The following is a 25391-nucleotide window of genomic DNA, read 5'->3' as shown; positions in this document are numbered from 1 at the left end:
CTCCTATCTTGCATTACGGTCGCTCGTCGTTGGAGTTGCCTCCATAATTAAGAGCGGCTTCTGCTATTGGCTATTAACTATAATTGTACAATATTTTGACAGTAATTTCACTGGTGATGCTGTTGGCTCAGTGGTTGACTTCGTATCTATGTTGTTGATTTGAAATAAAAAAAGGGGCCGTTTGGGCCCCTTTTTTTGCTTGGTGCTGTCTCAGAATCCTTTGATTTCGCTATTGCGCATCTTGGTTAACTCCATCTTGGGGGTTAGGGCATCACTTTTTTATTATGCCTATACGTTTTTTAGACGTTTAGGGTCGGGGTTTCAAATAAAATTTTGTAATTACCCGTGTAGAAAAGTATTCGGTTTCACTGGGTTTTAAATGGGGTCAAATTTTACCATCACGCTTTCCTCAGAGCAAACTTTGTAAAAATCTATATATTTTTCATGGTGTTGCGCTATTTTTGTGGGCTCTTCATCGTAATGCTCTCTCGGGGACGGGCTCTCGACCAGCTCGTAGTTCAGGTCTACACCAGACATGTTGATAATCTTAATCGCCAATTTCTTCGTGTACCGTGTTGTCGTATACGTGAAATTTTTATGGCAAGGCTCACGTAGCCAGAAGCGCGACTCTATACGTACTTTTTCGTATGGGTCAATTGTAAATTGTGTAGGAAAAGTAAAGTGCCTATCTTCAATCAAAAACGGTGGTTTGCCATGGTTATGGTGGGAGTAGATCAATTCGCCACTTTCATCTAATTTGCGTGCTTCAATTTCTAAAATTTGTCCGTAAACACCATCTTTTGGATCTTCCTCAAGGTCGCTTCTAAATTCGAGTGTCGCATGTGGATCGGAAAAAGAGTCCATGTGGTGCAGGTTGTGAAGAGTTATATCCATGGCTATAGTGACTTTGAAGGTTTTAGTCTCTTTGCAATAGCCTTCAACGGAAATTTTTATGTTTGTAGATTCGCTAATGCATCCGAGCTTATTTATTTTGTCCTGGAAAAAAGTTTTTAAGTCACTGTCGGTGTTGACCGTCGGGAATAGGTAGGAAACTTTTTCGGATAGCTGCTTTTCTTCAGGTCTGATATTAGATCTGACCCAAACGTAAATGCCAATTACCGCAAAAAATAAGATATCTTGAAGTGCTGAAGCGGTAAATGAGACTGTAAAGCCAGACGGCTGGTTGTTTCGGGTTTCAACGACTCTGTTCATGAACTGCCAGTCTGGAAATACTATTCCAGAGTATATAAGTGGAATCAATAAGAAGGTAAGCGCATACAGTAATAGCGCTAGCGCAAAAAGCTTTACTTCCTTCTGAACTCTATTTGCGATATAGATTCTCGGTTTGTTTTTTTGTTTTGCCGTTGTCATAAATCTTTCCCAACCCAAACAACCTTCCCAATAACCTCAAGCTGCTCCAGATCCGCACTGGAAATCTCCTGAGGCGGATACTCCTTATTATCGGAAAGCAGCTTAACCCCATCATTCCAAAGCTTCTGAATCCGCTTCACCAGCAGATGGTCATCGTTCCGGATCACGTAGATCTGGCCGTCGCTGAGATCCTTAACGCTGGTATCGATCAGCACAGTCTCGTTATCGGAAATGGTCGGTTCCATGGAATCGCCTTTGGCGAAGACAAGCGCCAGCTCGTTCTCATTCAAACCACGGAACCGTAACCACTTTCGGCGAAACGCCAGCTCCCGCGACGGTGATTCCTCGTCGGCGATCCGGCCGTGTCCTGCAGCTACCTGGATGTTGTAGCCGGGAACCAGGGCGAATTCATCCTCGAAGTCGAAAGGCATCGCTGGAGAGGGTTCTTTCCCAGTAGCGAGCCATTCAACGGATACATCCGCTGCATTTGCTATGCGCAGCAAACTGTCCAGCCTGGGCAAGGCGCCATTCAAGATATTGCGGAACGTGCTGTCGCCCATTCCCGCTTTTTGGGCGAAAGCTCTTGCAGATTGCCCTTCTATCAAGCTTCTCAAGCGCTCGGTGAATCCTGTTTCGTCAACAGTTTGCTGTGCGTCGCGCGCGTTCTCGTCGCTCATTTTGTCTACTTTCACAGTTTAAGGCTCAAAAGTTCACAGTTTACTGTTGACTGGGAACGGGAGCACGTCTGTATTTTGAGTTGTGGTCAGTTAACTGCTCAGTTGTGAGCGGGTAACTGTGAAAATAAGTGTAGCAGAGTGCAAAACAGTGGACGAGCAAAAGCAAATCATTCTTCTCGCGACTCCGGTAATGACCCAGGAGCGCTTTGCGGAACTGACCGGCCTTACCGAAGGGCAGGTCAGGGGCATGATCGAAAAAGGCCACCTGCCCAGCCTGAAGATCGGCAAGCCCCGGCTGGTGAACATGGCTCTGCTCTCCAAAGACGCGCTGGATCAGGAGAACTGGTAATGAAACGTCTGAACAGAGCCGGTGAAGCCGTTAAAACCTTCGTAGAGCTACGCCAGAACGGCGGTTGTCATGTGCCGGGCGTCTGGTTCTTCGACGGCGGCAAGCTCGTGGCCTCTGCGGCTCGTCTCGGACCCGCCCGCATGGTCGCCCCAGGAACGGTTGCCGTGAGCGCTTCAGGCCGTCAGTGGATGGCCGTGGGTGGTGACCGGGTCAACGGTGCCGCTGGCTGGACGTTCGTCTCTCCTTATGTCGAACACGAGCCCGTCAAAGGCGACGCGGTTCGTTTCAACGACAACCCGAAGTCCCTCAAGATCCGCGCCAAGCTGGATGCCTATCTCCACTACTTCCAGGACGTCAAAGGCAGCCTCCCGGAGTCTGTGGCCCTGCGCCGTGAACAACTCTCTGCCTGTGGCGCGATGCCGGGCCAACTCTACAAGGGCGTCCGCCTGGAGGCCTACGTATGAGCATCAACAAGCGCCAGATCATCGAAAACGTCCATTCCGTCGGCGTCACGCTGCTCAAACACGGTGAGCGTGACGCGGCCATCGATAGCGCGATCAAACTCGAAGGCATGGTCGACGCCTACGAAGGGCTGGATAACACCCTCTACAACGCCGCCTTCGAGGCCCGCTCGGAACTGTTGCAGCGCATCCTGCATAACGAAAAGCAGGGTAGGGCAGGCCAACAGCCTGACCGTGTCACCACCCGCATCGCGGCCCAGGCCCTCGAAGCGCTTTTCTTCGGCCTCTGCCAGTGCCTGGACCAACTCAAAGAAGTCCGCACCGACCTCCCGGACGACTACGTCGCCCGCTGCAAGGCCAGTTTCACCGATGGCCTGCTGAACGAGTTCGAACGCCTGGGCTACCACAGCGCCGCCTTCGATCGCCTTATCACCCTACGCGATGCCTGGGACAGCGGCCGCCTGGAAAGCCCTCACGTCACGGAGACCACCCAATGACCCACATTCCCCCAAGACAGCAAAAAGTCGAGGACAAGGACCGCCGCTTCTACGTCGTCGCCCCCGGCTCCTGCTACCTGAAGCTCCAGCAGGAAGCCATCCAACGCGGAACGGATCTGTGGACCCTCTCCGGTGCGGTCCTGCGCGCCTGGCTGGATGCCGGCTGCCCGGATTTGGGCTTCCAGGGCCAATCCCCTGAAAAGTCCCCGAGTCCGCCCCCGTCATCGTCACCACTCGCGCACGATCAGGGGGCTGGGCAGTGAGCGCTGCAAGGCTGGCGCCTCGCGCCAGGGCCGAAGGCCCCCTGGCCTTGTGGCGGTCGCTGACCGGTCCACAGTGCGAAAAACGAGTGGTGAGGATGCCGGGGGAGGACGCCCGCCCCTTGATTCCGAACCATGAGCACAGGAGGCAAGCGGAGCGCGGCAGGCGACAGGGATCGTGACCCGTAAGGGTGGCCACCTGAGTGGCCAGGAGCAACGCGAGTAGAGCCCGCCCCGTAAGGGGTCGCAAAACACCGAACCCAACCGGCTGCCTGACTCTTAACCGATCTGGCATGCCTTACCAAGCAACGGAAAACCCGAACCGGGACCACTGAAAAACGAGGAAGTAACCCATGGAAAACTACCTGAACCTAATGATCATCGGCGCCACCCGCTACGACATCGACGGCAACAAAGGCGGCAGCCTCTGGGCCTACAGCCCCGCCGAAGCCACCGACGACAACCGCGTCGGCAACGAAGTCATGAAAATCAGCTGCGACTGGAAACACATCGACCAGCTACGCAACCACGCCGACAAACTCCCGGCGATGTTCGTCGTCAAAGCCCAGATGAAAGCCGGGGCCGGCGGCAAGGTCACCTTCAAGGCCCTGGACATGAAGCCCCAGGACGCCCTGAAAAAGCCAGCAGCCCAGTAACCGAGGCTGAACCATGAACCGTTTTCTCACCTTCCTTCGCCGCTACTGGGAAAACCTGCTGCTTCTCGCAGGGCTGCTATGCCTCGCCTTCGTTGGCGGTATCAGCGTCGCCCTGGTTGAGATCGACCACACCGTGGCCGACTTCATCGAAGCCCACGGCTGCCCGGTAGAAGGAGAGGAAGGGTGAGCACCGTCCAGAACTACGTCTGCACCGGCACCCTGACCAGCGAAGCCATTAACGGCAACGCGGTCATGGCCTGCAGCGGCAACTGGACCGTGGAAGCCATTCAGCAACAGGACATCGAAACGGTGTTCGCTGAATACCTTTCGCCTGATCCCGAAATCATCGGACTGGTCATGACCACCTCACTGGTCTTCTGGGCCGTGGGTCATTGCCTGGGCCGCGTGATCAGGGTCTTCCGGAAGGTCTCATAACCTCAAAACCAAGTTGGAGAAACAGCATGAACGAACTCATCGAAATGGAAACACAGGACGGCCGCACCTGGGCCATGGCTCGCAGCCGCTGGGGCAAGCGCGTCGCCAAAGTGGGCGTTGCGCTCTCTACAGGCGCAATGGCCGGTGTCGCCGCTGCCGCCGATCACTCCGAGAAGATCAACACGGCCTTCGGCGACGGCTCCACCAACGTCGGCGCTGCCGTCACCGGCGTGATCGCCCTGGTGGCCATCGTCACCGGCCTGGGCCTGATCGTCAGCATCCTGCGCCGCTAAATGTTCACCGGCATCGTCATCGGCACCCTCTGGGTGTCGATGTTCGCGCTCGGCTACAACGGTGCATAACAGCAATCCCGAGGGCCGGTCATCCGGCCCTTTTTTATGGGCGAAACCATGAGAACGGCTGCGTTATTCCCCGGCTCAACCTGGGTTCTGTTGCTTATCCTGCTGGCGTCTCCCCACCTGTCGGCGGACACCCTCTATTGGGAAGATTTCGACAACTGCACCGGCAGTACTTCGCCCGTCCAGAGTTTTCTGAGCCGCCAGGAAAACAAGTATCAGGCGTGTCTTGAGGATAACGAGCAGTGCCTCAAGACCTTCGAAACCGTCGATTCGCCCCATTGTCCGGGGTCGCTGATGGGGATCTACCGCGTCTACGTGGCCGAAACCTGCGAGATCTGGTCTGTCGAAGGCGGCGCGAATGCCGAATGCGGCACCTGCCCGGCGGGCTACATCGATGCCGGTGAAGACGTCTTACCCCGCTGTCAGTTACCCGAAACCCCGGAAGAATGCCTGGAGAACGGCGAGTACTACGAACAGGGCGGTTATTGCGTTCCCGAGTGCAAATCCGGTAGCGCCCTGGACCATATGTGCCTGGAGCCGCCTGAAGACCAATGTTCCGCTGGCTCCGATGACTTCATCGGCACCATCGGCTATGGCGCGAACCAGCACCCCGTCTGCGGCGATAACAGTTGCCCCGACGGCGGAACCTTCGGCTTCGAACAGAAAAACGGTGCCTATACCGCGACCTGTTTTCCCCCTGATGCCAATCCCCCGCAATGCCCCGGTGGCTCCGCGCTGATCGTCGGTGAAGGCGGCTATGCCTTCGAATGCCAGGGCCTCGACAACCGCCCCGGCCAGGACGAAGACGAACAAGACAGTGACGGCGATAGCGACGGGGACGGCGAGGGCGATCTGACCGGCATCACCAACCAGCTCGACGACATCAAGAAGCTGCTCAAGAGTGGCAACACCGAACGCAGCAACCTCAAAAGCAAACTCGACACGATCAATAAAACCATCGGCGACGGCGTGAACACCCTCAAGGACGCCATCGGCAACATCCCTGGTGGTGGCGGTGGTAATGGCAACGGCGATGGAGAGGGCGAGAGCGAAGACCCCATCACCTGGACCGGCGAGCCCATCGACACCGAACTGACCGCCGCCGATGAGGAATACGAGGCCGTCATGCAGGAATACCAGGACACGCTCAACAAACTGAAAACCGAAGTCCAGAACATGTTCGGCGCGAACCTCAGTGGCGGCGGCAGCGTCCCGGACGACGTGAAGCAGATCAAGGGCGTGGACGTGAACTTCAGCCTCAACCGCTTCCTGGGCGGCTTCGAGATCCTACCGGCCCTGATTCTGTTCATCGCGGCTTTTATTTCGCTGGGCATCATCACCAGTGGCCGGGGCTAAAGACCAAACAGACAACGAAACCAGAAAAAGAGAAACCCAGGAGTAACCCCATGGAATTTATTGCCGACTTCTTCGACGCCATCTGGGCCTTCTTCGGGTCCATCCCGGCCATGATCGACGACTTCATGGTCAAGGCCGGCGCATGGTTCGTCATCGCCGCCACCAAAGCCAAGATCGCCTTCATCGGCTACAGCTGGGCCGTGGCCCAGGAGATCCTGAACCAGCTCAACCTGTCCAACACCATCGAAAGCTACTGGCAGCGGCTGGACGGCACCTTCCTGGGTGTCGTCACCTATCTCAAGATCCCCGAAGCCCTGAACATGATCATCAACGCCCGCCTGACCCGCTACGTCATGGAGGTGATCGGATGAGCATCGTTATCCATCACGGTCACCCGGGCTCTTATAAATCCTTCGGCGTCCTCCAGCGCCACGCCATCCCGGCCCTGGAAGAAGGGCGCACCGTGGTCACCAACATAAGAGGCTTCGACAGCATCGAAAAGGTCGAGGAAGCCATGGGCCTCACCCTCCCGGACGAAGCCGCCATCCTCAACGTCGACACCGAAGGCCGCGAGGCCAAGGACTACATGGCAAGGTGGTTCCACTGGGTCCCTCACGGCGCGATGGTCATCATCGACGAAGGCCAGGCTATTTACCCGGCCAAGCGCAAGGACTTCAGACCGGAAAACCTCGATTACCCCGGGGGCCACGACCAGGCCCAACAGGACGAACGTCCCGCCGACATGTTCGAAGCCTACGACATGCACCGGCACTACAACTGGGACGTCTTCATCTGCACCCCGAACATCAGCAAGGTGCACGGCGAGATCCGGCAGGCCGCCCAGGTGGCCTTTAGACATTACTCCATGGGCGAATTACTGCCCTGGAAGAAGGGTAAATGGCGGGAGGTGGAACATGACCCTGAAAACAACGGCAAGAGTAAGTCCCATGCATACGGCGTCCCGAAAGAGTACAAGGCGGACACCCGCGTCTTCGCCACCTACCGGAGTACGAAAACCGGCGAACATCAGTCCAATCAAGGCCCCCAGAGCGTTTTTAAAGATAAGCGGGTTGTGGCTTATCTTTCGATTAGTGTCATTGCGCTGGTGGTGTTTATCGCGCTGTCGGTCTCTATCTTCAACCGCGAAAGGGCCCCTCTTGGCGCTCCTGAAGAGAGCGGGGAAAGCACTGCTCAGACTGTGCCTGATGGTCGGACTGATGGTGGTGATGGGCGCCATCCTGAAACTGATCCTCCGCTTCAGTCTGGCGTAACCAACACCACCAACACGATCCCGCACCCCCTGGCTGACGCCAGCCTCCGGATCTCCGGCAGCATCAACCGGCTCTACCTGATCCACGGCCAGGATCGTCAGGGCGAGTTCAGCATCACCCAACACGAACTGGCCGGGTACGGTTACCGGCTGCTCTACCTGCGCCCCTGCCACGGGCAACTCTACTGGGAAGGGGAGGTGGTCCAGGACCTGTATTGCCAGCGCCAACGCATCCTGACCCCGGACCCCCGCCCACAAATCGAACAACCCGGCCTCGAGACAATGGGCCTTGGCCTCATGAAAGTAGCCGACGCCCCGGAGCAAGCGGAGCGGTAGCGACGATGGCGAGGAGCGTACGCGCAGTGCCGCGGAGGGGCGGCGGCCAGACGTCCCTGTAACACGTCTCATAGAAAACGACGGCAGTCGATTTTGAACCACAGACAACCACAGAAGGCCATAGATGAAAATCAAAGACTTTGAACGCCTTGATATCCAGTCCGGTGAAACCGGGAAAGGGGATCTGTTCATTGGTCCTGACGGTCAACAACTCGACCTGTCGAACGTCAATGTCCTCTGGACGGGTGTGGATACCGTCCGGCAACTGTTCGACGGCAAGCTCAAACCCAAGGTCATCGCCGAAGTGATCACTGCCTATGAATCCGGTGTCGGTGCCCAGCTCACGATCCGTGACATCGAATTCCGTGTTCAATCGGGTAAGAAGGGTGGTTACCGCTACCTGCTGCAAAACCGTGAATACGGCCTGACGATCCTGGTCGGCAGCTTCTACAAGGAGACCGACAGCTACGGGGCCCACCTGAAGATCGAGTGTTCGCCGCGCTGGATCTATGAGCGTGGCTCTGAGCAGATCCACGAAGAGCTGACCGAGTGGGGCATGCACTTCCTGGCCGCGATCAAACCCACCGGCATTGCCTTGCACCTGGCCGTCGATATCCAGGGCTGGGAACCGCCCCAGGACCTGGCGCAATACTTCGTCACTCGCGCCCGTACCGTCTCCGTCCATAACGGCATCAGCGACCTGCAGTTCCAGGGACTGAGCGGATCGACCATCAATGGGCGAGGGGAGACGTTCACCTTCGGCAAGGCCAACAGCCTGCAGATCTGTATCTATGACAAGACCAAGGAAATCGACGTCAGCGACAAACGCGCCTTCATGGAAAACATCTGGGAATGTGCGGTCAGCGAAACCAGCTTCCCGGAAACCTGCTACGACCCCGAACTCCCGGTCTGGCGTATCGAAGTGCGCTTCCATCACCGCATCGTCAACGAGATCTCCCAGGGCACCCAGGGCATGACCCCGATCTATACCTTCGCCGAGGCGAACAAACACCTGACCGGCCTCTGGCAATACGCCCTCAAGGCGAACCGCTTCGAAGTGAAACGCGAATGGGTCCATCCGATCTGGACCAAGCTAAGAGAGGACGTGAACTTCGGCCATGCAGCGCCGCCGATTCACTACAAACGCGTAAAAAAGGAACCGGGTTGCGGCAACGAAAAAAACGTCTCTCTCGCCTTCGGCAACTTGCTCTCGATCTATGCCCGCAACCACTTCAGCGTTAAACAGGCCTGGGACTGCCTGAAGAAATCGGGACTCTGGGAAGACCTGTGTAGCTATTACCGAAGACGGGAGATCTACGAAAACGAACTATACCAGCTGGTACGCGATGGCCTGGTGAAAAGACGACTGCTGAGCAAGGTGGCGGCGTGATCAAGAAGCTAGATTCAGGCCGTTGGCAGGTTGATCTGTGGACGAACGGACGGGGCTCTAAGCGTGTCCGTAAGAGTTTCGCCAGCAAGGCCGAAGCGAAACGCTTTGAGGCCTTCATCGAGTCCCAGCGAGCGCAAGGCCAGGAATGGAACCCTGGGACCTTGGATAAACGAACCGTTAAGGATCTGATCGACTTGTGGTTCAACGCAAAGGGTGTCCACCTCAAGGACGGGGAACGCCGCAAAAGGGCCTTGGAAGCGATAGCCGATTCGATGGGCAATCCGATCGGTCGCAAACTGAAGCCTTCGGAGTTCCTGGCGTACCGAGCTGAAAAGCTCGAGGCCGGTGCGTCTGCAAAGACGATGAACAACCATCTGGGGTATCTGAACGCAGTCTATAACCAGCTAGGCCGGCTATCAGAAATCGACTTCGAAAACCCCTTGAAGCATGTCGAGATGATCCGGATCGACGAGTACGAATTGTCCTGGCTAACGATAGGGCAGATTCGTCACCTGCTGGATAGCATCGAGCGAGCTTCAGAAAATCCGCACGTTCATCTTTTGGTGCGTATCTGTCTCGCTACCGGTGCACGTTGGGGCGAAGCGGAAAGCTTGCTACTCCGGCATGTGCGGAATGGAAAAGTCACGTACGTTAAAACCAAAAGCAGCAAATCGAGAAGTGTTCCGATCAGTGATGATATATTCAGTGAGCTGACCGATCACCTGAAGAAGTACAAGCGGTTCAGTTCTTCGATCAACGCACTTCGACGAGCGATAAGGCGATCAGGGATTGAGCTTCCTAAAGGGCAGTCTTCCCACGTTTTGCGTCATACCTTCGCCAGTCACTTTGTAATGAATGGCGGCGACATACTCACGCTGCAGAAGATCCTGGGGCATTCAACGATCATGATGACAATGCGGTATGCCCACTTAGCGCCTGAGCATTTATTTGACGCGGTGAAATACTGTCCGTTGAATGCAGTTGGTTAGGGAAAAGATTAAGCCCGCCAGCCTTAACTGAATACGGGCATAACCGCTTACAGCTTCGATAGGATCATTGATGCTACCAAGGACAGCGTAAAAGCAGTCAGAGGCTCAAAGCTCACAACCAAGGTTGCGAACATTACACCAAACGCTCCAATTCGAAGGTGCAAAGCATCTGAACGTGCTAAAGGTTGGTGCGCCATTGGCGTTCCTCACTTTAGTGCTCCAGGTCTCTACGTGAGCCGGGTAGGAGCGTTCAGACTCTGCTGTCTATTGCAAGTTTAAAGCCAGTCGCTGAGGCGACAGCAGCCCGACTGGACGGTGAATGAGTACTGCATATCGCGCAGCAACTCATCGTTCGTCACCCCCTGTAGTCACTCGGTGGACACTTAGGGGGAAGTTCATATCTTAATCGTAAAAAAAGCCCCAAAAATCAGGGGCTTTTTTAGGGAGTCTTGGTGGAGACGGCGGGAATCGAACCCGCGTCCGCCAGTCCTCTGCCTTGAGATCTACATGCTTAGCTTCCTTCTATTGATTTAACCTCAAACGACCCGAAGGTCAGGGTGTAAGAGGCGAGCTCTTTATATCTTAGCTATCAGGCAGTGAGCTCTGACTGATAGAGCGTCCTACTCATGATGACGTCCTGAGGTGTTGCTTCTGGGTAGTAGGCACCCCAGTCAGGACGACTGGAACGGCTTACGCCGCCAGTGCGTAGTTTTCGTCGTTTGCGACTATTTAAATGCAGCTTTGGATTAACGAGATTGGCTGCCATCTCGACATGCACCCAAGGGTTTGTAACCGGCGTCGAAGCCATGTCGTCCCCTTGCATGACAAGTATATGGGGGCGGTCCCGCTCACTTCAAGGACATTCGTGCGAGCGGGACTCAGTATTTTTACTAGAATGACGCCGCTTTACGCCGTTCCACCTCCCGCCGCTCGACCTGGGGGTAGGTCCCGGGCGTGCCGGCGACGGCCTGCAGGTCGTAGAAACTCTTCTCGAATGCGGTCATGACCCGCTGTGGGTCCATGCCCAGTTTCTTGTCGACGATGATGCCGAACTGCACGCTGTCGGTGTAGCTGAAAATGCTCATGCCGATCCCGATCCCGCCGGTTTGCGGCACCCAGAACATGGGCTGTCTCAGGCGGGCGCCGGCCAGGTAGACCGGACGGCGCGGGCCCGGCACGTTGGTCAGCACCGCCGAGGCCTTCTGGCTGAGCAGGCCCAGGGCGCGGCGTTCGAGAATATCGGGGCCCCGGCCGAACAGGTCCAGCAGACTGTAAGTGACCTGTGCCTGCCAGGAACGCTTGAGCCGGTTCATATGATCCTGCACCTGGCGGAAACGCATACGCGGGCAATCCACGTCGATCGGCAGCGGCACCAGCACCAGGCCAAACTGGTTGCCGAGGGATTCCACCGGTTGGTGCAGTGGTCGCAGGTTGAACGGCACGGCAACGCGGATGCCGCAGTCCGGCAGGTCGAAGGCTTCTTCCCGCAGATACTCATGCAGGGCGCCGGTGGCGGCGGTCATCAGGACATCGTTGACCGTGCCCTTGAGCGCGCGGGCGGTGTCCTTGACGTTTTGCAGCGGCAGGCTGGCCCAGGCCACTTGCTTGCGGCCGCCCAGCGCTCCTTTGAGCGGCGTCAGCGGATCGGCCGGTGTCAGTCCCAGCTTGGCGCACTCCATACCGATACGGCTGCCGGTCCTGAGCAGCTGTAGCGGATAGGTCGGGTCCTGCTGGACGTTGTGGGCCAGGTGGCGCAGCTGTTCCACGCCGGCGCCTGCCGTGTGGCGCCATTCCCGGGCCAGGCGCTGGATGGATTGCCAGCGGCTTTCCACCGGTTGGTTCCGGGGTGGTACGGCGTGCAGGTGGCGGCCGGGCTTGTCATCCGTGAGCGCGAGCAGGACCCGCACCAGGGAAATGCCGTCGGCGATACAGTGATGGATGCGCACGATCAGCGCGCAGCCGCCCTGGTAGTTGTCCACGTAGTGAATCTGCCAGAGCGGTCGATTGGGATTCAGCGGGGTACTGTTCAGGTCGCTGGCGAACGATTGCAACGTCGCTTCGTCGGCCCGGCCGGGCAGGGCCACCACCTGCAGGTGGTTGTCCAGGTCGAAGGTCGGATCATCGTGCCAGTAGGTGCGGTCGCCGGCGTGCTCAACAACCTGCCGGAAACGCCGGAAGCACAGGAAGCGGTCTTCCAGTACCTGGCGGAAATGGGGCAGATCGATGGGGTCGTCAAAGATCAGCACGGCGCCGATCATCATGGGGTTTTCCGGGGATTCCATGCGCAGCCAGGCGCGGTCGACGGCTGTCATGGGCGTTCGTATGCGAGTCATAAGCCCTCTCTTCATTCCGTGGGAGAGGATGAGGTGTCGCGTCGGACTGCAGGCTCAGGGCGCGGACCCACCCGAAGTCGAACAGTATAGGACTGCGACAGGGTGGGTCGGAAGTGATAAAGAAGGCGACAGGCGAATAGTTCAGCCTTGATTGACCTCCCTCAAGATTCGCTGCTTTTGGCGGTTCCAGTCTCGCTCTTTTTCGGTCTGGCGCTTGTCGAATTGCTTCTTGCCTTTAACCAGCGCGATCTCGCATTTGACCTTGTTCTTTTTCCAGTAAAGCGCCAGAGGAATGCAGGTGTGGCCCTGCTGTTGGGTGACACCCAGCAGCTTGGCGATTTCCTTGGCATGCAGCAGCAGCTTGCGGGTGCGCGTCGGATCGCAGATGACGTGGGTCGACGCGGTGCTCAGCGGCGTAATGTGGGCGCCGAGCAGGAAGGCTTCGCCGCCCTTGAACAGAACGTAGGCATCGACCAGCTGGGCCTTGCCCGCGCGCAGGGATTTGACCTCCCAGCCCAGCAGGGACAGGCCGGCTTCGAACCGTTCCTCTATGTGGTATTCGTGCTTGGCTTTTTTGTTCAGCGCAATTGTGCTGCTGCCAGTGCCCGGTTTCTTCTTGCTCATGGATGTCGAATCGTTACCTGGATACGTCGATGGGGCGCGGGGCCAGCGATGGATAGGCCGGCCGGTAAGATGAAGGTCGCCCCGGCGAAACGACGCATTGTAGCTCAGTAGTGTCAAGCGGGTCACGGGTTGAAAACCGAGGCCTTACGTGTGGATGAACGCGGTCACGGGTTTCCGCTACAATGCGCCCAGCGATGGAGGCTCTGGAGCCCCGGAATAGACCGGTCCCCGTTCTATGGTGGTCGGCGGCAATCGCGTGCAGGGATGCGCTCCAGGCCACGCCCTGATACCCCGTCACGCAGTAGGAATGAGTCAGAGGCGACTTGAATGCTTGGACGTTATCAAACACCGGTCGGCTCCTGGTCCCACCGTACGACCTTTTTCTGGGCCACGACCGGCGCCACGGTCGGGCTGAGCGATCTGTGGACGTTTCCCCATATGGCCAGCCAGAACGGCGGCGGGGTGTTTATCCTGTTCTATCTCGCCTGTCTGCTGATTCTGACGTTGCCGCTGGTGCTGACCGAAGCCGTGATCGGCCGTGGCGCCCGTCATGGCGTGGTGATCGCGATCGACAGTCTGTCGAAGGAGGCCGAAGCGCCGCCGCGTTGGGTGTGGAGCGGTCGGCTCAGTGTGCTGGCGGGCTTCCTGGTGCTGACTTTCTACGCGGTGATTGGCGGCATCTGTCTGGCTTATGTGTTCTATGCCGCCTATGGGCGCCTGGACGATGCGTCCCCCCGGCAGCTGGCCGGGATCCTCACGTCGCTGGTCCAGCAGCCGGAGAACTACCGACACTTCATGGGCTGGCACGCGGGGTTCCTGATCCTGGTGCTGATCGCCTCCATGCAGGGCGTGACCAGCGGCCTCGAGCGGGCCCTGAGGGTGGTGGTGCCGGCGTTCATGCTGCTGCTGGGTGGGCTGCTGCTTTACGCAGCACGGCATGGTAATTGGCAGTCGGCGGTCGACTACCTGCTGGTGATGCGTCCGGAGGATGTGACCATCGACAGCGTGCGCAAGGCGCTGACCCACGCGTTCTACACCCTGTCTCTGGGCACAGGCATCCTGATTGTCTTTGGTGCCTATTCGGCCCCCACGACGCCGCTCAAGCGTTCCGTGCTGGCGGTGGCCCTGGTCGACACGTTGATTGCCATCGTGGCGGGGCTTCTGATCTACACATTGGTATTCAGTCATGGCGTCCCGGAGGGCGCACCACTGCAAGGGTTCAGTCTGGTGTTCATGGCGATTCCGGAGAACGTCGGCACGATGCCGGGTGGCCAGTTCGTACTGACGGCGTTTTTCGCGATGATCGTGCTGGCGGCCTGGAGTTCGTCACTGGCCCTGCTGGAGCCCACAGTGAGCTGGTTACAGGAGCATCTGGCGGCACCCCGGCGTTGGTGCGTTCTGCTGGTTGGGGCTGCAGCCTGGGTGGTGGGGTTGTTGAGTCTGTTCTCCTTCAACGCCTGGTCGGACGCTACGCTGCTGGGTGGCACGCCGTATCGCTGGATCGAGATCGTGACCAGCACGCTGCTGATTCCGGTGGTCAGTATCCTGTTGGCTTTCTTTGTCGGCTGGGTGTTGCCGGATGCGATGGTGGCGCGGCTGATCGGCCCGACGCCGGCTTTCCTGCGGGCGTCCTGGATCTGGGTGCTTCGTTTGGTCCTGCCGGCTGTGATCCTGTATGTGGGGATTCATTACGCCATGCAGTCCGGCGCGTCATTGTGCAACAGCGGCGACTCGCCGTTCTGGTGCAGTGGTGAGGCGCGCCCGGCGGCACCGGCGACTGCGCCGGACGCGACGCCCGCCGGGCCCGCGGCCGATCCGTCACAGCCCCCGGCTGAGGTGCCTCCGGCAAACGATGAGCCGGTCAATGACCCCATGCCGGACAAATCGGAAGCCGTTGTCCCGGAGACGGCGACACCGGTGCAAGCTCGGCCAGACGAAGAATCGACTGCCCCCGCATCCAGCGACGATATGCTTTATCATAGTGTCTGATTCGGCCCGTCACGGGCCGGTGTGTTTCCCATCTGATTGCAGGAAGTGTTCAGTCCCGCATGGCTCAAGTCATCGAAAAATCCGCACTGGTCTGGCATTCGGCCGAGCAGATGTACGCCCTGGTCAATGATGTCGACCGCTATCCTGAATTCCTGCCCTGGTGCGACGGTACGGAAATCCATACGGCCAGCGAGACGGAAATCGTGGCGTCCATCGATGTGGCAAAGTCCGGTGTCCGACATCGCCTGACGACTCGCAACCGGCTTCACGCGCCAAGCCAGATCGAGATGTCCCTGGTGGAAGGGCCGTTCAGTAATCTTGGCGGCAGTTGGGAATTTGTCGCACTGAACGAGAATGCCTGCAAGGTCATCCTGAGACTGCGTTTTGAGCTGTCGGGATCGCTGGCGCGCATGACCTTTGGCAAGGTGTTCGGTCAGGCGGCCAATACCATGGTGGATGCCTTTTGCCAGCGGGCGAAGGTGGTGTACGGAGGCGCGGCCCAATGACGACGTCGACCATTCGCGTTGAAGTGGCTTATGCCACCCCCGAGAAGCAGGCCATCTGCCTGGTGAATGTGCCGGAAGGTACCACCGCTTTCGAAGCGGCCGAGGCCTCGGACATCCGTACGGTGTTTCCGGAGATCGATCTGGAATCGGCGGATATGGGGATTTTTGGCAAGGTCGTGAAAGCGCCGCGGGAACATGCGCTCAGGGAAGGCGATCGCGTCGAGATTTACCGCCCGCTGAAGATTGATCCCAAGCAGGCCCGGCTGAACCGGGCGCGCAAGAAGTCAGTCGATTAATAGGCTGGCGTTTTGTCCAAAAGCTGGGCTTCGTAGGAGTCGTAGCTATCGCCGTCATAATAAACGATGACCCGCTGCTTCTTGATATCCCCACCCCCTTTTTGGAAGGTGTACATGTAGTACTCGCGGGAGTCATCCACCGGGTTGAGCATGATTGGCGTGCCCAGGATGGCATGGACCTGGTCGCGAGGCATCCCCTTCTGTAATTGGGCCAGGGCTTCATCGTCGACGATATTGCCTTGCTGAACGTTGATTTTATAAACGCCGGGGAAGACACAACCGGCCAGCAGGACAAGTGAGAGTAAGGCGGCGAGCTTTTGCATCAGGGGGTGGAATCCTCTATCTTGGAACGCTTGCCTGACCGGGCCAGTTTGTTGGCCTGAACGCGTCAGGATGGGTATCATAACGGAAGCAGACAGTACACCAAAGAGCGAAACAGCAGCATGTCATCTGAAAACGCTGAATTACGCAAGGTCGGACTCAAGGTGACCCTGCCCAGGGTCAAGATCTTCAACATCCTTGAAAATTCCGAAGAACATCATCTGAGTGCAGAAGATGTTTACAAAAAGCTTCTCGAAGCCGGGGATGACGTCGGTCTGGCGACCGTGTATCGCGTGCTGACACAGTTTGAAGCGGCCGGTCTGGTGCTGCGTCATAACTTTGAGGGTGGTCACGCGGTTTTCGAAATGGCGCGGGAAGATCACCACGATCATATGGTCTGCACCGAGTCCGGCGAAGTGATCGAGTTTTTCGACTCGGTGATCGAAGAGCAGCAGCGCAAAGTCGCCCGGGAACACGGTTATGAAATCGTGGATCACAGCCTGATTCTCTATGTGAAGCCGATTAAGAAAAGCTGATCAGTGGTCCTTAAAGGTCACTGATGTAAAAACGCCCCCGCGTCTGACGCGGGGGCGTTTTTGTTTGTGCGGCGTAAAGGGCGCACTGCCGCGATATTCCAGCACGCAAAAAAAAGAGGCAGACCCGAAGGCTGCCTCAGTAAACGCTCGGGGTTGAGCGTGGGGGAAATATCCGCGGCGCGGAATGCGTTATTGACGCCCGCCTGGCCCGGGATGGCCAGCAGGGGTGTCAGTGATGCGTAGCCTGTCCCTTCTGGAACATCTCCTGGGCATGGGCCAGGGTCTGCTCGGTCATGTCGACGCCGCCGAGCATCCGGGCCACTTCCTTGACGCGACCGTCGTCGTTCAACGTTTCGATCCGTGAGAAGGTGGCGTCCTGTTCGCTGAACTTGCTGACAAACAGGTGCTGGTGAGCCTGGGCTGCGACCTGTGGCAGGTGTGTGACACACAGCACCTGGCCGTTGTCGCCCAACTGGCGCAGCAGCCGACCAACCACTTCGGCGGTGCCGCCGCCAATGCCCACATCCACTTCGTCGAAGACCAGCGTGGGGATGGTTGAGGTCTGGGCCACGACCACCTGAATGGCCAGGCTGATCCGTGAAAGTTCGCCGCCTGAGGCGACCTTGCTCAGCGAGCGCGCCGGCTGGCCCGGGTTGGCGCTGATCAGGAACTCGACGTCCTCGTTGCCAACCGGTGAGGGCGCGGCTTTCTCGTGACGGGCCAGTCGGGTGACGAATTGAACGGACGGCATGCTCAGGTGGGCCAGCTCTTCGGCGATACGACCGTCGAGTTCGGCCGCGGCTTTCTCGCGCCGGGCGGTCAGTTCGTCCGCTTTCGATTGCCAGTTATCGTTCAGTTCCATGGCATCCGCCTCCAGACGCTCCAGGCTGCCTTCGCCACCGTCCAGTTGCTCCAGTTCAGTCTGTAGCTGGGTGTGCAGTTCCCCGAGGGTTTCCGGGGAAACCCGATGTTTACGGGCCAGGTCATAAATCGTGCTCAATCGTTCCTCGACTTCTTCGAGGCGAGCCGGGTCGGCGTCGTAGTCTTCCACGAAATGGCGCAGGTTATTGCCGGCTTCGCTGACCTGAATCTGGGCCTCGTTCAGCATTTGCAGGGTGTCGGCCAAGGCCGGCACCTCGACCGGCAGCTGCTCGAGCTGTTGCAGGGCCTGCTGGATCAGGCTGGCCGCACTGGGCTCGTCCTCACTGCACAGGACGGACGCCTGGTGGCAATTGTGCAGGACGGTTTCAGCGTGACTCAGGCGGGCCTGCTCGGCTTCCAGGTTGTCCAGCTCGCCGTCTTCCAGCGCCAGGCGGTCAAGTTCCTCTACCTGGTAGCGCAGCAATTGCAGGCGGGCCTCGTTCTCGTCGCGGTTACCGCGCAACTCTTCCAGTCGCTGCTGGGTCTGGTGCCAGGTTTTCCAGGCGGCACGGACGTCGCTGGCCAGCTTGTCGGCGTCGGCGAATTCGTCCAGCAGTTTGCGGTGGGTTTCTTTCTGTAGCAATGACTGGTGCTGATGCTGGCTGTGGATGTCCATCAGCATGCCGCCCAGTTCCCGCAGATCGGCCAGTGGACATGGTTGACCGTTGATGTAGGCGCGGGAGCGGCCGTCCTTGCTGATCACGCGGCGCAGGATGCAGTCGTTGTCTTCATCCAGATCATGGGCTTCCAGCCACTCTCGGGCCTCGGCGATGCGGCGCACGTCGAAGCTGGCGGTAATGTCCGCCCGCTTGGCGCCGTGGCGTACGGCCCCCGCATCGGCGCGCCCGCCCAGTACCAGCCCGAGGGCGTCGAGAACAATGGATTTACCGGCGCCGGTCTCCCCGGTCAGCGTGGTCATGCCCTGGCGGAACTGTAGTTCGACGCGCTCGGCAATGGCGTAGTTGGCGACGATCAGTTGATTCAGCATGAGAGGCTCCAGTCCTGTTCGACGGTGCTGCCAAGGCGACGGCGCCCGGCATCTGGTCAAATATACAGTACCTGTGAATGTATACAGTATTTTTGCTGGTTGCAAGCAATCGTTGCAAAAGCGGTTGAAAGCCCGGTGAGCTGTCCCCATATTCGCTGGCAAGCTATTCAAGAAGGGCGGCCGAGCCGTCATCGATGATTGATCAGGAGTGACTGATGAGCGCAGAAGAAACCCGTAACCAGAACGTGGAAGACGAGTTGAAAGAGGCCTCTGAGGAGACTGCGCAGGCCGACGCTGGTGCCGGCGAAACCTCGGCTCCGGAAGGCGAGTCGCAGGGTGAATTGAGCGAGGTCGAGGCGCTGCAGGCAAAGCTTGCCGAGCAAAAGGATCAGGTCCTGCGGACACAGGCGGAAATGCAGAACGTGCGTCGTCGCGCCGAAATCGATGTCGAGAAGGCTCGCAAGTTCGCGCTGGAGAAGTTCGTCAAGGAGCTGTTGCCCGTCGCGGACAGCCTGGAAAAGGCCGTTGAAAGCACCGAAGGCAAGGCGTCGTCAGACGACGTTGTCGCGTCCATCCGCGAAGGCGCCGAGATGACGCTGAACCTGCTGATGAACAGCCTCGAGAAGTTCAACGTGAAGCGGGTCGACCCGGTCGGTGAGCCGTTCGATCCGCAGCTGCACGAGGCCATGTCCATGGTGCCGGCGCCGGATGCCGAGCCGAACAGCGTCGTGGCTTGCATCCAGAAGGGGTACACCCTCAATGAGCGCCTGGTACGTCCGGCCATGGTTGTGGTCGCTCGACCGGAAGACGGCGCAAAAATCGACGAGCAGGCTTGAAAAAGAAACGTCTGAGCCAATATAGGCAGTAAACGGTTCGCAAGCCGACAGAATGACAGCATCCCACGCATGCTGATTCGGGCAGAACAGAGCTTAGGAATAAAAGGAACTGGAGTCATTCAATGAGCAAGATTATTGGTATCGACCTGGGCACCACCAACTCTTGTGTAGCCATCATGGATGGCGACAAGGTCAAGGTGATTGAAAACGCGGAAGGCGATCGCACGACGCCGTCCATCATCGCATACACCGAAGAGGGTGAAACGCTGGTGGGTCAGTCCGCCAAGCGTCAGGCGGTGACCAACCCGAGTAACACCCTTTACGCCATCAAGCGTCTGATCGGCCGTCGTTTCGAAGATAACGTCGTTCAGAAAGACATCAAGATGGTGCCGTACAAGATCACCAAGGCGGACAACGGTGACGCCTGGGTTGAAGTGAAAGGCAAGAAGATGGCGCCGCCGCAGGTGTCTGCGGAAGTGCTGAAGAAGATGAAGAAGACCGCTGAGGACTATCTCGGCGAGAAGGTTACCGAAGCGGTCATCACCGTTCCGGCCTACTTCAACGACAGCCAGCGTCAGGCGACCAAGGACGCCGGCAAGATCGCGGGCCTGGACGTGAAGCGGATCATCAACGAGCCGACTGCGGCTGCCTTGGCCTATGGCCTGGACAAGAAGAGCGGTGATCGCACGGTAGCCGTCTACGACCTGGGTGGTGGTACCTTCGATATCTCCATCATCGAGATCGCCGACGTCGACGGTGAGCACCAGTTTGAAGTGCTGGCCACCAACGGGGACACGTTCCTGGGTGGTGAAGACTTCGACCTGAAGATCATCGAGTACCTGGCGGACCAGTTCAAGAAAGACAGTGGCATCGACCTGCGCGGCGACTCCCTGGCCATGCAGCGCCTGAAGGAAGCGGCCGAAAAGGCGAAGATCGAGCTGTCCAGCAGCCAGCAGACCGACGTCAACCTGCCGTACATCACGGCGGATCAGAGTGGTCCGAAGCACATGAACGTCAAGCTGACCCGCGCCAAGCTGGAAGCGCTGGTTGAAGAGCTGGTCGATCGCAGTCTGGAGCCGTGCAAGGTGGCTCTGAAAGACTCCGGCGTTGACGCCAGCGACATCGACGAAGTGATCCTGGTCGGTGGTCAGACCCGGATGCCGAAGGTCCAGGAAAAAGTGAAGAATTTCTTCGGTAAGGATGCGCGCAAAGACGTGAACCCGGACGAAGCGGTTGCCATGGGTGCTGCCATCCAGGCCGCGGTTCTGTCCGGCGATGTGAAAGACGTCCTGCTGCTGGATGTCACTCCGCTGACCCTGGGTATCGAAACCATGGGCGGTGTGGCCACGTCGCTGATCGAGAAGAACACCACGATTCCGACCAAGAAGTCGCAGACCTTCTCGACCGCGGATGACAACCAGACCGCTGTGACCATTCACGTGGTCCAGGGTGAGCGCAAGCAGGCGTCCCAGAACAAGTCACTGGGTCGTTTCGACCTGGCCGATATCCCGCCGGCACCGCGCGGTGTACCGCAGATCGAAGTCACCTTCGACATCGATGCCAACGGTATTCTGAACGTGTCTGCGAAGGACAAGGCGACGGGCAAAGAACAGTCCATCGTGATCAAGGCCTCTTCCGGTCTGAACGAGGACGAAATCGAGAAGATGGTCGCCGACGCCGAGGCCAATGCCGAGGACGATCGTAAGTTCGAGGAACTGGTCCAGGTGCGCAACCAGGGTGACGGCATGATCCACGCCGTTCGCAAGACTCTGAGCGAAGCCGGCGATAAGGTCACTGAGCAGGAGAAAGAGTCCATTGAAAGCGCCATCAGCGAGCTGGAAGAAGCCCTGAAAGGCGACGACAAGGACGACATCGAAGCCAAGACCCAGAAACTGACCGAAGCGTCTTCCGAACTGGCTCAGAAGATGTACGCCGATCAGGCCGAGCAGGGTGCCCAGGCTGAAGGGCAGGGCGAACAGGCCCAGTCCAGCGGCGACGATGCTGTCGATGCCGAGTTCGAAGAGGTCAAAGACGAAGACAAGCGGTAATATTCATGTCTTCATGAGCGTCGCAAAACGCGGGGAGTCAGCTTCCCGCGTTTTGCGCGTTTGATGGGTTGGAAATTTGTGAGTCGCATCGGTCCGGTCTGGGTCGAATGCCAGTGCTCACGGAGCAGTCATAAGATTCCGGGCTGGCGGGATCTGCAACGGGTATCAGAACATGGCCAAACGCGATTATTACGACATTCTCGGAGTCTCCCGGGATGCAGATGAGAAAGAGATAAAACGCGCGTATCGCAAGCTTGCGATGAAATACCATCCGGACCGGAATCCGGATGACGAAGAGGCCGAGAACAAATTCAAGGAAGCCAGTGAGGCCTACGAGATCCTGGCGGATTCGAGCAAGCGCAGCGCCTACGATCAATTCGGCCACGCCGGCGTGGATGGTCAGGCCGGCGGTGGTGGCTTCGGTGGCGGCGGCGCCAGTTTCTCCGATATCTTCGGCGATGTCTTTGGTGACATCTTTGGTGGTGGCCGGGGTCGCAGTAACCGCGGTGCGGACCTGCGCTACACCCTGGAGCTGGATCTTGAACAAGCGGTCAAGGGCACGACGGTTCAGATCAAGGTGCCGGGGCATGTCGAGTGCGATACCTGTGACGGTTCCGGCGCGGCCAAGGGCAGTCAGCCGGAAACCTGTGGCACCTGTGGCGGTATCGGCCAGGTGCGGATGCAACAGGGTTTTTTCGCCGTACAGCAGGCGTGCCCCACCTGTCGGGGTTCTGGGAAGGTCATCAAGAATCCGTGTAAGAAGTGTCACGGCGCCGGTCGGGTTGAGCAGGCGAAGACCCTGTCTGTGAAAGTGCCTCCGGGTGTCGACACCGGTGATCGTATCCGCCTCTCCGGCGAAGGCGAGATGGGCATGGATGGCGGTCCGGCGGGCGATCTTTACGTGCAGGTCGCTGTGCGTGAACACGCGATTTTCACCCGCGATGGGCGTAACCTGTACTGTGAAGTGCCCATCAGCATTGTCGATGCGACGCTGGGCGGCGAGCTGGAGGTGCCCACCCTGGATGGCCGCGTGAAGCTGAAGATCCCGGCGGAAACCCAGACGGGCAAGCTGTTCCGTCTGCGCAACAAGGGGGTGACTCCGGTGCGCGGTGGGCCGGCTGGTGACTTGCTGTGCCGGGTGGTCGTGGAAACGCCGGTCAACCTGACCAAGCGCCAGAAAGAGCTGATGGAAGAATTTCAGCAGACGCTGGACGGTCAGAGCGCTTCCAGCCATGCGCCGCGCAAGACCTCGTGGTTCGAGGGCGTGAAAAGCTTCTTCGACGAAATGAAATTCTAAGGATTGAGGATATGAGGGTAGCAATCATGGGCGCCGCCGGGCGCATGGGCAAGACGCTGGTGGAGGCGATCGACGAGGCGGACGGTCTCGACCTGAGCGCCGCCGTTGTCGAGCCGGGCAGCAGTCTGGTGGGCGCCGATGCCGGTGAAGTGGCTGGCATCGGTCGCAACGGAGTTACCCTTGTGGATAACCTGGCCGCGGTTGAGGACGCCTTCGACGTCCTCATCGATTTCACCTTCCCGGACCTGACACTGGAGAATGCCCGCTTCTGCGGCCGTCACGGCAAGCGGATGGTGATCGGGACCACCGGCATGACCGAAGCGGAGAAAGTCGAGCTGCGGCAGGCTACCGAATCCGTGCCGGTTGTTTTCGCGCCCAATATGAGTGTCGGCGTCAACGTCGCGCTCAACCTTTTGCGCACCGCGGCCCAGGTGCTCGGTGATGACTACGATGTGGAAATCATCGAGGCGCACCACAGGCACAAGAAGGACTCGCCGTCCGGCACGGCGGTTCGGATGGGCGAGGTGGTTGCCGAGGCGCTGGGGCGTGATCTGAAAGAGTGTGCCGTCTACGGCCGTGAAGGTTTTGTCGGCGAGCGTCCGCGTAAGGAGATCGGCTTTGAGACCATCCGTGCCGGCGATGTAGTCGGGGATCATACGGTGTTGTTTGCCGGTATCGGCGAGCGAATCGAGATCACCCACAAGGCCAGTAGCCGGATGACCTTTGCCCGCGGCGCCGTGCGTGCGGCGCAGTGGTTGGCAGAGCGCCCGGCAGGTCTCTATGACATGCAGGACGTGCTCGACCTCAAAAGCTGAGCGGCCATTAGTCATGGACAGTGATCGCCAAATTTTTTACAATAAGGCGGTTTAACTGCACCAAGCGTGGTTTTAAAAGCCGGGAAGGCGGCAGCCCTCCATCGGCAACGAAAAAAGCGGGACGGAGTCATAATCTCCCTCTCGCTTTTTTGCGACCTGAATTTGCGCTTGCGCTCCTGTTCGTGACGTTAGGGGCGGCCTCTTTAGCCCGGGCGAGAGAGCCGGTCCGTTTCGGAACCAACGATACGCCACTCGATGAGGATACAAGCCTTGAGTACACCAGCAATCCTTGCGCTCGCAGACGGAAGCCTGTTCAAAGGAATCGCCATCGGCGCTGACGGCGAAACCAGTGGCGAAGTCGTCTTCAATACCGCCATGACGGGCTACCAGGAAATCCTGACCGATCCGTCCTACGCTCGCCAGATCGTCACCCTGACCTATCCCCATATCGGCAATACCGGCGTCAACGACGAAGACGTCGAGTCCGCCGGTATCCAGGCGGCCGGCCTGATCATCCGCGATCTGCCGCTGATGGCCAGCAGCTGGCGCCAGACCAAGACGCTTGACGCCTACCTGCGGGACAACAATGTGATCGGCATTGCCGATATCGACACCCGCCGCCTGACGCGTATCCTGCGGGACAAAGGTTCCCAGAACGGCGCGATAGTCGCTGGCGAGCATGCCACAGAAGAACGCGCTCTGGAACTGGCGAACGCCTTCCCGGGGCTCAAGGGCATGGACCTGGCCAAGGAAGTCGGCAGCAAGACGACCTACCAGTGGAGCCAGACAGAATGGTCCCTGGAGGGCGGTGGTTACGGAGAGCTGGAATCACCCAAGTACAAGGTGGTCGCCTTCGATTACGGCATCAAGTACAACATCCTGCGCATGCTCGCCGCCCGCGGCTGCGACGTGACGGTTGTGCCGCCGCAGACGCCGGCCTCCGAGGTGCTGGCGATGAATCCTGACGGCATCTTCCTGTCCAATGGCCCCGGCGATCCCGAGCCCTGCGATTACGCCATCAAGGCGATCAGCGACATTCTTGAGACCGAGGTGCCGGTCTTCGGTATCTGTCTCGGCCACCAGCTGCTGGCCCTGGCCAGTGGCGCCAAGACCCTGAAGATGGGTCACGGCCACCACGGTGCCAACCACCCGGTGCAGAACCTGGAAGACGGTACTGTGATGATCACCAGTCAGAACCACGGTTTCGCGGTGGATGAATCCACGCTGCCGGATAACCTGGAGATGACGCATAAATCCCTGTTCGACGGCACCCTGCAGGGTATCCGACGCACGGACCGCCCGGCCTACAGCTTCCAGGGGCACCCGGAAGCGAGCCCGGGACCGCATGACGTGGCGCCGCTGTTCGACACCTTTATTCGCCTGATGGACGGGCCGGCTCGCAAGCCTCCTGAGGTGCGCCGCTGAACGCCGCGGTAAGCGGCCAATGCTGACGACTGACTCAAGCTGCTGACAGG

28 protein-coding genes and 1 other RNA gene are annotated in these 25391 nt (G+C 58.6%); 22 read left to right on the top strand and 7 right to left on the bottom strand.

The genetic code is table 11. From position 1 onward, the window contains the following. Positions 1-375 precede the first annotated feature (375 nt). Positions 376-1371, bottom strand: a complete 996-nt coding sequence (locus J3364_RS10670) for a hypothetical protein (protein ID WP_349558330.1) — start codon at positions 1369-1371, stop codon at positions 376-378. Next, on the bottom strand, positions 1368-2048 hold the full coding sequence (locus tag J3364_RS10665) for an XRE family transcriptional regulator (RefSeq protein WP_349558329.1): 681 nt from the start codon (positions 2046-2048) through the stop codon (positions 1368-1370). Before J3364_RS10665 ends, J3364_RS10670 begins: the two co-directional genes overlap by 4 nt. A 118-nt stretch (positions 2049-2166) precedes the next feature. On the opposite strand from J3364_RS10665, the gene J3364_RS10660 reads away from it, so the two are divergent. From J3364_RS10660 to J3364_RS10600, 13 genes are all read left to right on the top strand, one after another. Further along, on the top strand, positions 2167-2397 hold the full coding sequence (locus tag J3364_RS10660) for a Cox family DNA-binding protein (protein ID WP_502882498.1): 231 nt from the start codon (positions 2167-2169) through the stop codon (positions 2395-2397). Next, positions 2397-2861, top strand: coding sequence for a hypothetical protein (locus J3364_RS10655; protein ID WP_349558327.1), 465 nt, complete (start codon positions 2397-2399; stop codon positions 2859-2861). The genes J3364_RS10660 and J3364_RS10655 overlap by 1 nt, the downstream gene beginning before the upstream one ends. Next, positions 2858-3355: a hypothetical protein gene (locus tag J3364_RS10650; protein WP_349558326.1), complete on the top strand. Its 498-nt coding sequence runs from the start codon at positions 2858-2860 to the stop codon at positions 3353-3355. Before J3364_RS10655 ends, J3364_RS10650 begins: the two co-directional genes overlap by 4 nt. Beyond that, entirely contained in the window at positions 3352-3618 is a 267-nt protein-coding gene (locus J3364_RS10645; RefSeq protein WP_349558325.1) for a hypothetical protein, read from the top strand. The genes J3364_RS10650 and J3364_RS10645 overlap by 4 nt, the downstream gene beginning before the upstream one ends. A gap of 350 nt (positions 3619-3968) precedes the next feature. Further along, positions 3969-4271, top strand: coding sequence for a hypothetical protein (locus J3364_RS10640; RefSeq protein WP_349558323.1), 303 nt, complete (start codon positions 3969-3971; stop codon positions 4269-4271). A 13-nt stretch (positions 4272-4284) separates the two neighbouring features. Then, on the top strand, positions 4285-4458 hold the full coding sequence (locus tag J3364_RS10635) for a hypothetical protein (RefSeq protein WP_349558322.1): 174 nt from the start codon (positions 4285-4287) through the stop codon (positions 4456-4458). Further along, positions 4455-4706, top strand: coding sequence for a hypothetical protein (locus tag J3364_RS10630; RefSeq protein WP_349558321.1), 252 nt, complete (start codon positions 4455-4457; stop codon positions 4704-4706). Before J3364_RS10635 ends, J3364_RS10630 begins: the two co-directional genes overlap by 4 nt. 26 nt (positions 4707-4732) lie before the next feature. Beyond that, positions 4733-4999, top strand: coding sequence for a hypothetical protein (locus tag J3364_RS10625; RefSeq protein ID WP_349558320.1), 267 nt, complete (start codon positions 4733-4735; stop codon positions 4997-4999). A 117-nt stretch (positions 5000-5116) separates the two neighbouring features. Beyond that, positions 5117-6421: a hypothetical protein gene (locus J3364_RS10620; RefSeq protein ID WP_349558319.1), complete on the top strand. Its 1305-nt coding sequence runs from the start codon at positions 5117-5119 to the stop codon at positions 6419-6421. Between the two features lie 50 nt (positions 6422-6471). Continuing rightward, positions 6472-6792 carry a DUF2523 family protein gene (locus J3364_RS10615; RefSeq protein WP_349558318.1) on the top strand — a complete coding sequence of 107 codons (321 nt, stop codon included), beginning with the start codon at positions 6472-6474 and terminating at the stop codon, positions 6790-6792. After that, complete coding sequence (locus tag J3364_RS10610; protein ID WP_349558316.1) at positions 6789-8027, top strand: zonular occludens toxin domain-containing protein; 1239 nt, start codon at positions 6789-6791, stop codon at positions 8025-8027. The genes J3364_RS10615 and J3364_RS10610 overlap by 4 nt, the downstream gene beginning before the upstream one ends. Positions 8028-8151: 124 nt before the next feature. Next, on the top strand, positions 8152-9417 hold the full coding sequence (locus tag J3364_RS10605; RefSeq protein ID WP_349558315.1) for a phage replication initiation factor: 1266 nt from the start codon (positions 8152-8154) through the stop codon (positions 9415-9417). Continuing rightward, positions 9414-10406 carry a phage integrase gene (locus tag J3364_RS10600; RefSeq protein ID WP_349558314.1) on the top strand — a complete coding sequence of 331 codons (993 nt, stop codon included), beginning with the start codon at positions 9414-9416 and terminating at the stop codon, positions 10404-10406. The genes J3364_RS10605 and J3364_RS10600 overlap by 4 nt, the downstream gene beginning before the upstream one ends. A 450-nt stretch (positions 10407-10856) precedes the next feature. Here J3364_RS10600 and ssrA read toward each other — a convergent pair. From ssrA to smpB, 3 genes are all read right to left on the bottom strand, one after another. Then, positions 10857-11223, bottom strand: a transfer-messenger RNA (tmRNA) gene (gene ssrA, locus J3364_RS10595). A 73-nt stretch (positions 11224-11296) separates the two neighbouring features. Beyond that, a complete protein-coding gene (locus J3364_RS10590) occupies positions 11297-12739 on the bottom strand; it encodes a WS/DGAT/MGAT family O-acyltransferase (RefSeq protein ID WP_349558313.1) in 1443 nt (480 codons plus the stop codon). A 141-nt stretch (positions 12740-12880) separates the two neighbouring features. Beyond that, the gene (gene smpB, locus J3364_RS10585) at positions 12881-13363 is read right to left on the bottom strand and encodes an SsrA-binding protein SmpB (protein ID WP_123636146.1); all 483 of its coding nucleotides are present in this window, start codon (positions 13361-13363) and stop codon (positions 12881-12883) included. Positions 13364-13690: 327 nt separating this feature from the next. Here smpB and J3364_RS10580 point away from each other — a divergent pair, with 327 nt between their 5' ends. The 3 genes from J3364_RS10580 to J3364_RS10570 are packed head-to-tail and all read left to right on the top strand — an operon-like array spanning position 13691 to position 16154. After that, positions 13691-15352 carry a sodium-dependent transporter gene (locus tag J3364_RS10580; RefSeq protein ID WP_349558312.1) on the top strand — a complete coding sequence of 554 codons (1662 nt, stop codon included), beginning with the start codon at positions 13691-13693 and terminating at the stop codon, positions 15350-15352. 59 nt (positions 15353-15411) lie between these two features. After that, a complete protein-coding gene (locus J3364_RS10575) occupies positions 15412-15858 on the top strand; it encodes a type II toxin-antitoxin system RatA family toxin (RefSeq protein ID WP_123636144.1) in 447 nt (148 codons plus the stop codon). After that, positions 15855-16154, top strand: coding sequence for an RnfH family protein (locus J3364_RS10570; RefSeq protein ID WP_349558311.1), 300 nt, complete (start codon positions 15855-15857; stop codon positions 16152-16154). Before J3364_RS10575 ends, J3364_RS10570 begins: the two co-directional genes overlap by 4 nt. Here J3364_RS10570 and J3364_RS10565 read toward each other — a convergent pair. Next, positions 16151-16477 carry an outer membrane protein assembly factor BamE gene (locus tag J3364_RS10565; RefSeq protein WP_123636143.1) on the bottom strand — a complete coding sequence of 109 codons (327 nt, stop codon included), beginning with the start codon at positions 16475-16477 and terminating at the stop codon, positions 16151-16153. The two genes, J3364_RS10570 and J3364_RS10565, sit on opposite strands and share 4 nt — an antisense overlap. Before the next feature lie 120 nt (positions 16478-16597). Between J3364_RS10565 and fur the strand changes: the two genes are divergently transcribed. Further along, positions 16598-17011: a ferric iron uptake transcriptional regulator gene (gene fur / locus J3364_RS10560; RefSeq protein WP_123636142.1), complete on the top strand. Its 414-nt coding sequence runs from the start codon at positions 16598-16600 to the stop codon at positions 17009-17011. A gap of 229 nt (positions 17012-17240) precedes the next feature. Here the strand turns inward: fur and recN are convergent, their stop codons facing one another. Next, on the bottom strand, positions 17241-18920 hold the full coding sequence (gene recN, locus J3364_RS10555) for a DNA repair protein RecN (protein ID WP_349558310.1): 1680 nt from the start codon (positions 18918-18920) through the stop codon (positions 17241-17243). A 215-nt stretch (positions 18921-19135) separates the two neighbouring features. Between recN and grpE the strand changes: the two genes are divergently transcribed. The 5 genes from grpE to carA all read left to right on the top strand — a co-directional run bounded on the left by grpE (position 19136) and on the right by carA (position 25341). Further along, the gene (gene grpE / locus J3364_RS10550; RefSeq protein WP_349558309.1) at positions 19136-19756 is read left to right on the top strand and encodes a nucleotide exchange factor GrpE; all 621 of its coding nucleotides are present in this window, start codon (positions 19136-19138) and stop codon (positions 19754-19756) included. A 122-nt stretch (positions 19757-19878) separates the two neighbouring features. After that, the gene (gene dnaK / locus J3364_RS10545) at positions 19879-21804 is read left to right on the top strand and encodes a molecular chaperone DnaK (protein WP_349558307.1); all 1926 of its coding nucleotides are present in this window, start codon (positions 19879-19881) and stop codon (positions 21802-21804) included. Positions 21805-21976: 172 nt separating this feature from the next. After that, on the top strand, positions 21977-23101 hold the full coding sequence (dnaJ, locus tag J3364_RS10540) for a molecular chaperone DnaJ (RefSeq protein WP_349558306.1): 1125 nt from the start codon (positions 21977-21979) through the stop codon (positions 23099-23101). Positions 23102-23112: 11 nt separating this feature from the next. After that, a complete protein-coding gene (gene dapB, locus J3364_RS10535) occupies positions 23113-23916 on the top strand; it encodes a 4-hydroxy-tetrahydrodipicolinate reductase (protein ID WP_349558305.1) in 804 nt (267 codons plus the stop codon). A 270-nt stretch (positions 23917-24186) separates the two neighbouring features. Then, positions 24187-25341, top strand: coding sequence for a glutamine-hydrolyzing carbamoyl-phosphate synthase small subunit (gene carA, locus J3364_RS10530; protein ID WP_349558304.1), 1155 nt, complete (start codon positions 24187-24189; stop codon positions 25339-25341). The last annotated feature ends 50 nt before the right edge of the window (positions 25342-25391 follow it).

The organism is Marinobacter sp. NFXS9, assembly GCF_040148665.1.
GTDB classification, from domain to species: Bacteria; Pseudomonadota; Gammaproteobacteria; order Pseudomonadales; family Oleiphilaceae; genus Marinobacter_A; species Marinobacter_A mangrovi.
Note: the sequence above shows the minus strand (reverse complement) of the source record. Positions and strands in the feature narration are given on the sequence as shown.